This is a genomic window from Candidatus Methanodesulfokora washburnensis (assembly GCF_003947435.1).
GTDB lineage: Archaea > Korarchaeota > Korarchaeia > Korarchaeales > Korarchaeaceae > Methanodesulfokora > Methanodesulfokora washburnensis.
This window is the reverse complement of the sequence record NZ_RCOS01000025.1, coordinates 24,714-35,354: the sequence shown is the minus strand read 5'-3', so window position 1 is coordinate 35,354 and position 10,641 is coordinate 24,714. Positions and strand designations below refer to the sequence as shown.

7 protein-coding genes and 1 CRISPR repeat array (1 of these 8 cut by a window edge) are annotated in these 10,641 nt (G+C 41.5%); all 7 genes read left to right on the top strand.

The annotated features are described in order from the left end of the window. Positions 1-143: 143 nt before the first annotated feature. Genes D6D85_RS01560 through D6D85_RS01530 form a run of 7 tightly spaced genes read left to right on the top strand, consistent with a single transcriptional unit; the run spans position 144 to position 6,457 of the window. Positions 144-467, top strand: a complete 324-nt coding sequence (locus D6D85_RS01560) for a type I-A CRISPR-associated protein Csa5 (RefSeq protein WP_125670327.1) — start codon at positions 144-146, stop codon at positions 465-467. Between the two features lie 12 nt (positions 468-479). Beyond that, positions 480-1,451, top strand: a complete 972-nt coding sequence (gene cas7a / locus D6D85_RS01555; RefSeq protein WP_125670326.1) for a type I-A CRISPR-associated protein Cas7/Csa2 — start codon at positions 480-482, stop codon at positions 1,449-1,451. After that, entirely contained in the window at positions 1,451-2,284 is an 834-nt protein-coding gene (gene cas5a, locus D6D85_RS01550) for a type I-A CRISPR-associated protein Cas5a (RefSeq protein WP_237558706.1), read from the top strand. Before cas7a ends, cas5a begins: the two co-directional genes overlap by 1 nt. After that, positions 2,281-3,465 (top strand): hypothetical protein, encoded by a 1,185-nt coding sequence (locus tag D6D85_RS01545; protein WP_125670324.1) that lies wholly within the window; start codon positions 2,281-2,283, stop codon positions 3,463-3,465. Before cas5a ends, D6D85_RS01545 begins: the two co-directional genes overlap by 4 nt. Next, complete coding sequence (locus D6D85_RS01540) at positions 3,434-4,018, top strand: HEPN domain-containing protein (protein ID WP_161969624.1); 585 nt, start codon at positions 3,434-3,436, stop codon at positions 4,016-4,018. The genes D6D85_RS01545 and D6D85_RS01540 overlap by 32 nt, the downstream gene beginning before the upstream one ends. 5 nt (positions 4,019-4,023) lie before the next feature. Then, complete coding sequence (gene cas3, locus D6D85_RS01535; protein ID WP_161969623.1) at positions 4,024-5,712, top strand: CRISPR-associated helicase Cas3'; 1,689 nt, start codon at positions 4,024-4,026, stop codon at positions 5,710-5,712. Continuing rightward, positions 5,696-6,457, top strand: coding sequence for an HD domain-containing protein (locus D6D85_RS01530; RefSeq protein ID WP_125670321.1), 762 nt, complete (start codon positions 5,696-5,698; stop codon positions 6,455-6,457). Before cas3 ends, D6D85_RS01530 begins: the two co-directional genes overlap by 17 nt. A 516-nt stretch (positions 6,458-6,973) precedes the next feature. Continuing rightward, a CRISPR array of direct repeats spans positions 6,974-10,641; the repeat unit is 25 nt; unit sequence GTCTCAATGCAAAGAGGATTGAAAG; it runs 8,549 nt beyond the window's last position.

Below are 10,641 nucleotides of genomic sequence, written 5' to 3'. Positions count from 1 at the left end.
CCTCAAAACCGAGCGTGAATATGAGGGCAGTTTGCATGCTTCTTGTGTAGAATGAGGCAGTATTTATTCATTATGGAAAGAATGTTTGGAATAGCAAAGTTTTTATTTAACACCATGCCTGCTTTATGCACCAAGGTGATATGATGGCGGAAGGCATAGCTGAGTTGCTTGCTGTTTTGGTTGCCGAAAATGAGAGCTATACATACGTTGATAAGCTTGGATATGCGCCATCAAAAGATCTTGTGCTTTATTACCTGAGAGAAGCCCTGAGAGACTTTCATTCGCTCAAAAACAAGCCTCAGTGGGGTAATCCAAAGGCCTTCGATGAGGCCAAGAGGATAGACATGGAATCGGTGGAGAAGGAGATACAGGGGATAGAGAAAATATCAGGCATGAAGGAGCTGAGAGAAGTAGTCTCCTTGATTACAGCAAAAGCCCTTTCTATAGCCTCTAGGCTTATGGATTAGGGAGGTGTTGTTATGGCAGATCCGTTTATATCGGTTAGGGGAAGGGTTTTGATCAATGTTGAGGCCCTGAATATGACGGAAAGCGTCGGAAACTACGTGAAGCATAGAAGAGTCCCTGTGGTGATGCCTGGAACTTACGCAACCTACTTTGTCCCATCAGTAAGCGGGGAGTCCATAGCTCACGGATATCAACAGGTACTTGCTGAGGAAGCTGCAGAAAAAGGCCTTCCTGTGTGCAAGTTGTGCAGCAAGGGATACTTTCTGAAGAGCACAAACGATGCTGTTTTCAAGGAGTCCTTTGGAATAGATCCACCCGGAAGCGAGAGCGAGTTTGAAAATGCTGTCATAAAGGGATGTGTCGTGGAGGATGTTGGAGGCTTTCTTTACGCTCCGGCAAGAGGAGGAAGGAATGTGAAAAGAACTTCGAATTTCTTCGTTGGTTATATGATACCAACCAAGGAGTCTCTGGAGAGCACTGTGATAGAACCCCAGCTTCACACAAGATACGCACTCGGCACTCCTTTTGTTGAGGAGGGAGGAAGAGCTGGTGGCCAGATGATTTATTATATTGAACTTTCCTCTGCAGCTTACACATTTAGCTTCGATCTTGATACAAAATACCTAGGAAAAGCGACTTTCTCCATGGAGAACGCCGGTAAAACGATTATAAGCGAGGAGGAGAGGAAGAAGAGGATAGGAGTTACTCTAGATGCTCTCTCGAAATTTATGATAGAGATGATGTTCGGAGCAAAGAAGACTAGATTTCTCCCAGTAGTTGAGTGGGAGTCTGCTGCTATAGCAGTAAGCGACGATGTATGGACTGTTCCAAGCCCATTCTCCAAGAACTATATAGAGAGAGCAGAGGAGAAAGCGAAAAAAGTGAATTACAATACTAAACTGTTCAAATACACAGGAGGAACAGGTTTTGAGGATACCATAATGGAGGCAATAATGGAGGCAAAAAGGAGGGCTGGAGTGAGCTGATGAGCGCTTCAGCATTCATAGTGGATGTGGAGTTTGTCTGGGGTTTTCAGACAAGAATAGCAGGTTTATCCAAAACGTCACCCTCTTTCTACTACCCTCCTCCCACCACATTTTTAGGAGCATTGGGTGAATCAATTGCCAGAGGACTAGGAGTGGGAGAATCCGCCGGAAGGGAGATAATAAAGTCACTAAGCAAGGGTTTGTTGGCTTTTGGTACAAGACCCATAAATTGCATTCCTCTAAAGTATGAGGACATAAACAAGATAATAGCTGTGAAAGTAACATCAGGAGTTCTCTATCCCGATCCTAGGAATATAGCCAGCTCATACGACTCGCCAGCCAGAGGAAAGACAGTCATGGTTAGCTTGGACGAGAATTCCCCTACTTTAAGATTTCTTCTGGTGTTCAGAGAAGGTAAAATTGAGTTCAGAGGGAAAATTGTAGAGCTTGATGAGAGCTATTTCTGGAGAATTCACAGGCTGGGTTCAAAGGAAAGCAGAATTTCTGTGATAGATGTGAGAAGAAAGGATGGAATAGATGCGGAAAAGGGAAAGATAATTTCTAAATACAGCTTTCCATCGATAGATGGCGTGCAGCCATTAGAGGAGCTTCAGAGGAGATGGCTTTATGAAATATATATAAATCCTAGAGATATAGAATATGCTGAAAGGGCCAATCCTGTTTTAACGTACATGGAGGGAAGATCTCTGATACCATTCCGAGTCCCTATACTGGTAACAAGAGCTGGAGAACCGGAGTTCATAGTAGAGGTTAGGGATCCTGCTGCATTCTACAGAGTTAATGGGGAAGCTGTGGTGGGGTGGAGAGAATGAGATTGGAGCTGGAGTTGCCTTTGGATTCCACCTTTCTTAGCGGAGTAATCTATGAAGGAATACTCTATATTTTAAATTATGTGTCAGGATCCTCTTTTAACCTCAATAAGGCGGAGTTGCCGGACGACTTTCTCTGCAGGGCTTATGGTAATATGGATAATGAAAGAATAGAAGATATATCAATAGTGCTAACAGGAAATGATAAAATAGATAAATTCTTAGAAAGTTTACAGATTGAGGAAAGACCATCTAAGAAGACTTATAGAGAGCTTTTGAAGCTATTGAAAGAGCAGTGTAAGAATATATCCATCAGCAGAGATAAAATATTGGTTAGAGCTGAGATGAGAGGAAAGAATGTGTTTTTAGATGCTCCGGAGAGAAGCGAGTTAGCGGCACCCCAGCTGTTCAAGGTGGACAGGTACACTGGATTTTCAGCTCTTGAGATGAAAACTACTTCAGAACAGTTAGGTCTCAGAGCTTCTCCTGAGATCATCCTGATAGGTCTTCTGGGGGTGTATTCATCCCACATAACAACGGTCAGGACACCGGATAGCACATACCATTACTTTCTCTTCCTTTCACCAGATGAAACTGCCAGTATACTTGCCTCAGGAGATCGAACTAAGTTAATCAACGTTTATTCAGTAAAGGAGTCTTTAAGAGAACTGCTCTCAGAAACACTTAGAGGCTCTGTTGTAAGCGAGGTAATGATCCTTGAAGCTATGCTGAGCACTAAAATAAGATCTAAGCTTGCGAGCATGAATTTGGATAAGGTGGATTTCAATGTATTTAAGGTATCTCCCGAAGGGATGACTTATAAAATATATGAAACAGTGCCTATCTCTGTATACAGGGATCCCTTGTTCTATGACATTCTCTCTAAACGGGGGATTAAAGCGGATAAACTTTGCGAGAAACTCTATGAGGCTCTATCACCCGGTGATGTGATAATGGATGCATTGAGGTCTTTCAATACAAAAAATAAATATAGCGAGGCCGATGTAGTACTCAGGGGAGTTCTCAGTCTCTACAGGTTCGTATCTCTAGCAGATATGCATGGCCTTTTCGAATTCTTAAGATCACTAGAAGAGGCTTATACAATTCTCAAGGCAGATAAGAGAACTCAAACTAGGGCAGAGAGGTATGCTTATGTACAGAGAGAAATTTCCCACGCCTTCTGAATGGCGGGAAATAGCCATAAGAGATTGTTATGAAGCTATTCGTAATTATAATACTTGGATTACTTTAATGAAAGTGCAGAATGGGGAGATATATAGAGAAGAATTTTGTGAGAAGTACTGTCCTATGTTTCCCTGCAACAAATGTCCAAAAAAAGGAACAGAAGAATGCGATTATTGCGATGCTTCCTGCGAAATAGGAAGCGGAAGCACTACTTGTCTTTTAAGGGTTCCACAACCTTATTCTAGTGATGTATGTTTTCACGCTCAGCAATGCTATGAAAAGCTTTTAAAATTCTTAATTAGCGTTTCTGGAAGAATTCCTCCAAAAGAGCACGATCTAGAAAAACTATTAGGGCTGCTATTAGAGATTCAAGATATGAGCTATAGAGTAATAGATAGGGATATAATTGAATGTATCGATTATTTAAATTTAAGAAATTATAATATAGCAAGATATTGTTTTAAGTTACCATATGAGGAAGTATTCCGCTGTCGAGAATGTGCAGAGAAAGTCCTGCTTAAGTTTTCTCAAGAAACAGATCTTAGGAGGTGAACTGCTTGGCTGATCTGCCTTATTACTTGGATAGAGTTCTCGAAACTTTCCAAGAAAGAGAAGATAGACATTTTCTCAACTTTGCGACACAGAGAGCTGAGAAGAACAGAATTTTAGTCATAGAGGCACCTACTGGCTATGGAAAATCTGCAATTTCCCAGGCAATTGCACTTAAATCGCTAGAAGAGGGGCTAAAATGTGTGGTTACATTCCCTCTTAGAACCCTTCTTGAGGATCAGCTATCCAAGTTTAGGGGGACATTGCGCAAGCTGGGTTTAGATGAAAGAAATGTGGGAACTAGGTACATGCATCATGCAGATTCCAGATATCTGATAAGACCCATTACACTCACCACTGTCGACACCCTTTCCTTAACCCTTTTCGGCATAGCCCCCGAAGATTTTGAGTTTGCCGTTAAACATTATGATGGAACTCTCACTAGGAGTATGGGGCATTATCTCTTTTCCAGAGCAATGGTGCTTTTATCTGATGTAGTACTTGATGAAGTCCATCTTCTATCCGATACTACAAAATCTCTGAACTTTCTGATAGCCCTCATCCGGATAATAGCATCCCATGGGGGGAGGGCTGTTTTCATGTCCGCCACCATACCTAAGGCTCTGGAGAATATTCTGAGAAGAGAAGGAGAAGAAATCGGTCTTCATATTACTAGGTTCTCCGAAAAACCAGATGATAAATTTTTGGAGGAGAGAAGAGGGAAAAAATACGAGGTAAATTTGGAAAAGCTTGAGAACAACAAATTTGAGAGAATTCTAAGCTGGATAAAAGGGGGCAGGAGGGATGGATTTAGAAAATCCCTTGTTGTCTTCAACACAGTTCCCGAAGCCATTGAATTCTACAAAATAGCAAGAGAAAGCCTAGACATGCCGAAAGATAGAATGCTTCTCCTTCACTCTAGGTTCACCGGGGATGACAGGGAAGAAAAAAGAAAGAAAATTGAGGAGCTGAGGCATGATGAAGAGTATTTAATGGTCTCAACTCAGGTTATAGAAGCGGGCGTTGACATATCCTCCAATCTCTTTGTATCAGACCTAGCTCCTGCTTCCTCATTAATTCAGAGGCTTGGGAGATTTCTGAGGTATAAGGAGGAGAAGGAGGGAAGGGTCCATCTCTGGTATGAGGATGAAAAGGGCAAGAAATACAAAGGCATATACGATATGGATCTCTTTAGAAGGACTCTTGGCTTCCTTGAGGGAAATGAAGTTAGATTTCACGATCCAGAAAGCTATCAGCCTCTTTTGGACAGTGTGTACGATGAGGATTCCTTTAATCCAAAGGATAGGGATATAAAAGAATTGATTTTCATACCGACCATTCTGGAAAGTGCTGATCTAGCGGTTAAGACATTTATAGACCTAGAGGGAAGCTTTGTGAGAGATAGTACACTGGTTCCGGTAATTTCCAGCTCTTTATGGCATGAAGATATGCCATTAAGTGAATTAGAGAAATTTCTAGTTCCCATGAGCTTATCCACTGTATATGAGGTGAGACCAAAAGAGATGCTTGTTATAGAGGGGGATAAGATCTCAAAGAAATCCACAGAGGAGCTCTGGCATAGGAAAAAAGAAGATGTATTAAAGTATGTTCTTTCATCTAAATTTGTCACATTTATAGTAGAGGGAGACTACAATGAGGAGCTGGGTCTGGTGATGAGACATGAAAAGGATTTTTAGCTACTATGAGCCTCCCATAGCCGAGTATTTGTCAGAGCATATAAACAGCTGCATTGATCTCCTGAAGAAATTGGAGAGCTCAAGAATAGGAAGAGCAGGCACTTCTCTTAATGAAAAGTTTGTCGATGAAATCAGGTTATCTGTGGTGTTCCATGATCTAGGAAAAGCCTTTTATCAGCGCACACATATGCCCACAGAAAAACCAGTATATTTTACAGGGCATGAGGTGTTTTCGGCTTATATTCTTTCTGAGTTTAGAAAGCTTTATATAAAGGAAAATCTTGATAATCTCACAGATTACGACATATTAAAACCAGCTGTATTCGCTGTTGCATTTCATCATCATCCAATGGACATCGGAAGGAGACTGGAGAAGATAAAGATTGAGTTATATCCTGGTTTTTTGGAGGATCTTCAAAGCGAGCTGCTGTTTCTGAAGAATAACGCACTTTATGGAAAGGAGAGGTCTCTTCTTAACTCTGTCATTATTGAGCTTAAAAATAAGATTGAGAGAGGTTCTATCAAAGTAGAGGACATAAAACAGGAATTTCGGGAGATTTGCAGAGGTTTATACAGCTACATCATCTCGGGGAAGGATAGGGATGTAACTCTGAAAAAGCTATCATATTTGACCTTAGTGTCGCTGGTTAGCGTTGATTATATATCGGCAAGTGAGAGAAGAGGAAAGAAAACGAGGTTCGGTGGCGTTATGGATGATTTCTATGAACTGTATTTGGATATCTAGCTTAACCTTTCTATAGACTATTAGTTTTTAAATTAGAAGAAACTAAATGCATTTTAGAATTCATTAATGAAATATCCCGATCACTGAATAAAATATTTCTTAATCGAATATTTTTTACTTTCAATCCTTTCGAGAAGATATACCAATTGTCCTCAACAGCCTGCTCTTAACAGAAGCTCGCTCCTCAATGATCCCTTCATCAAATAGACGACGTCAAACTCTCGTTATTTTCCCTTTTATCTTGTTATTAACTTGCTTTTTCTACTTTCTTCCATCATAGCAGGAAAAACTATGTTATGGAATTTTTAATGGGAGCTCGATGATATGACCTTTCTCGAACATTTTGGTTTTTCTGAATATGTGAGAAGGGAACCTGAATGAAAGTATATAAATTTTTCCTCGAACATTTTGAGAATTGTTTTTAAGGTTTTTCCTCTGTCATCAGTGTTCGAGAAAGGGATCTGTGGAAAGGATTAAATAGGAGCCCCTCGTCATGAATAGATTGTTAGAGTACACGTCTCAATGCAAAGAGGATTGAAAGGTGTATTCCTTAGCCTTTTCTAACTGTCTGACCACTACGTCTCAATGCAAAGAGGATTGAAAGTTCTCCTCAACACGGCATTCTTCTATGTTGAAGAAGGTCGGTCTCAATGCAAAGAGGATTGAAAGTAAGGGGATAACTCCCTTTTACTGGCTATTTCTCTTATTGTCTCAATGCAAAGAGGATTGAAAGTGGCTATTATCCCCTGAATTAGTGCAACTAATGCAATTAGTCTCAATGCAAAGAGGATTGAAAGATTGTTGAGGAAACACTTCCATTTACCTTGTCAGCTTCGTCTCAATGCAAAGAGGATTGAAAGGTATTGCATTACCGATCATGGAAGGCACATTTTGTATAGTCTCAATGCAAAGAGGATTGAAAGGTTAATGCATATTCTGTAACTTCTGCTACTGCTATCCCCGTCTCAATGCAAAGAGGATTGAAAGTTGAGGTGAAATCCACCTTCGGACTTTTAGGCTCGAAGGGTCTCAATGCAAAGAGGATTGAAAGGCCAGAACCCTCTCGGACACGGAATCCAGCAGGTCTCTCGTCTCAATGCAAAGAGGATTGAAAGTATCACGATACAATGGAAATAGCTAGGATGGTGGGTAGAGTCTCAATGCAAAGAGGATTGAAAGATGTCCTCAATTATCTCCTGCAAAATATCCTCTGGAGCAGTCTCAATGCAAAGAGGATTGAAAGAGCTTTATACCTCTTCTCTATCACCTTCTCTATGTCCCTGGTCTCAATGCAAAGAGGATTGAAAGGAGCAACAGATCCGTGAACATCCCTCTGTTCGCCAACACGTCTCAATGCAAAGAGGATTGAAAGATATACTTTACCGAGATCTATATATTAGGCTCGCCTAAGTCTCAATGCAAAGAGGATTGAAAGTTATGTCCTCAACGCAGGCCGTTATGTTTTCCTTGCACCTCCCGTCTCAATGCAAAGAGGATTGAAAGGTGTCTGCTCTACCCATGCTGCGAATATGTGCTTTTCAGGTCTCAATGCAAAGAGGATTGAAAGCTTGCGGGGACGGGGGGAGTGTGAGAGAGGCATGAGTGAGTCTCAATGCAAAGAGGATTGAAAGAGCAGCTTCTTGTATATCTCATCAGGTAGCCAGATCGTGTCTCAATGCAAAGAGGATTGAAAGACGCCACCGAGTTTGGGCCGCCGGGCTCCACGGGCAGGGTGTCTCAATGCAAAGAGGATTGAAAGTGATGCCCTTCTCTCCGATCTCAACATAACAGCAAATACGTCTCAATGCAAAGAGGATTGAAAGGTCACCTTTTTTCTACCCTCCTTTAGCGCCAAGGCTTTTAGTCTCAATGCAAAGAGGATTGAAAGAGGTGGCAAATCCTCTGAGATCATGGGCGGATGAGTACGTTGAGTCTCAATGCAAAGAGGATTGAAAGCTTACGGATGTTGTGAGGATGATGATAAGGGATATGTTCGTCTCAATGCAAAGAGGATTGAAAGACGAGGGGATCTCCTCCTCAGCTTTTTTCAGCTCTTCTTCGTCTCAATGCAAAGAGGATTGAAAGATAATCCCCCTCCCGACAGGCCCTCAGGATATTCTCCCTGTCTCAATGCAAAGAGGATTGAAAGATAGCTGCAACAAAGGTTTCAGATCTGGATGGATCAGACCGTCTCAATGCAAAGAGGATTGAAAGAAAGTATTTATCTTATGTGCGAGGCAGGACACCAGTTTACAGTCTCAATGCAAAGAGGATTGAAAGTTATGTTCTCCTGCGTTCTTTTCTTAAGAACCTCCTCCGTCTCAATGCAAAGAGGATTGAAAGCTTTCTCTTTATATTCCTGTCTCTGTCAAACAACAATTACGTCTCAATGCAAAGAGGATTGAAAGAGCCTATTTAAACCTTTCTCTCAAAACCATCAAGCTCCGTCTCAATGCAAAGAGGATTGAAAGCCTTTACCTTTTTCGTCTTCTCTTCCCCCCTTTGCTTCGTCTCAATGCAAAGAGGATTGAAAGTCAAGACAAATTTCCCTCCCTTTTTCAGCCACAAGATCAGTCTCAATGCAAAGAGGATTGAAAGGTATCAGAGGGTATATCCTCCATCAAAACTACATCATATAGTCTCAATGCAAAGAGGATTGAAAGTTAAGACTCCACGTTATCCTGTTATGCTCGTGCATGCAGTCTCAATGCAAAGAGGATTGAAAGATGAGAACATGAAGGGGATAGAGGAGGCACAGAAGCGGTTGTCTCAATGCAAAGAGGATTGAAAGGCCTCAGCCAGTCCTCGACATACCAGCAGTTCACCTGTGTCTCAATGCAAAGAGGATTGAAAGGGCTGAATGACAAAGTAGCCTATGTAGAGGTCAAAAGGTCTCAATGCAAAGAGGATTGAAAGTGCTCTCCCTTTTTGTATGGATCAGGGGAAACCTCCTTGAGTCTCAATGCAAAGAGGATTGAAAGTGAGAATTTAAATGACTTCTGCAAGAGGACTTTTGTATTTGTCTCAATGCAAAGAGGATTGAAAGGTAGGTAGGTTTGAATATCGGTTTCAGCCTGCACATAGTCTCAATGCAAAGAGGATTGAAAGTGCCGAGGGGCGGGAAGAGGGGCTACTTTCTGGCCTACGTCTCAATGCAAAGAGGATTGAAAGTGACTGTTGAGGAGCTGGTGGATCATCTTATAAACTGTCCGTCTCAATGCAAAGAGGATTGAAAGCCCCAGCCTGTGAACCGGTTATTGCCGCTAGTATTATGCTTGTCTCAATGCAAAGAGGATTGAAAGTTTCTTAAGAACCTCCTCCACAAGGCCCTGAAGCTCAACGTCTCAATGCAAAGAGGATTGAAAGTTATCATCTCAATGTCCTCCTTTGGCCCTTTCTCCCTCCGTCTCAATGCAAAGAGGATTGAAAGCCTCCTCCATCTTTTTCCTCCTTTCTTCCCTGATCTTCTTGTCTCAATGCAAAGAGGATTGAAAGTAACGCCCTTACTACATCTATTGCTTTTTCCGCCACTTCCGTCTCAATGCAAAGAGGATTGAAAGGCAAGCGATATAAGGCTAATGAGCTTGGCACTATGCTGTCTCAATGCAAAGAGGATTGAAAGACTTGGACTGTATCTCCATACTACTTATGGTTCAACACGTCTCAATGCAAAGAGGATTGAAAGAGTGCGACTTCCCTCCCCTTGGTTATGTCCCCTGATTCGTCTCAATGCAAAGAGGATTGAAAGTAGAGGATCTTTCTGCCACTTTTGTGTGGCTAAATATAAGTCTCAATGCAAAGAGGATTGAAAGATTAAAGTCAGAATCTAGTCTCTTCATTCAATCACCTTCGTCTCAATGCAAAGAGGATTGAAAGATTATTATCCTTGTGGCACACTTAAGTTCCGGTGGGCATGTCTCAATGCAAAGAGGATTGAAAGCAGTTTATTTGTTTTTTAGTCGAGGAGAAGCCCTCCTGAGTCTCAATGCAAAGAGGATTGAAAGTGCATACTGCAGAAGGATTTGTGAAAGAAAGCTCGTAGTCTCAATGCAAAGAGGATTGAAAGTAAGCATAACGGACAGGATCATCGAAAAGCTTCCGACACCTGTCTCAATGCAAAGAGGATTGAAAGGTTTTGAGAGATAAAAGAGAGGAATGGCTAGAAAATATTGTCTCAATGCAAA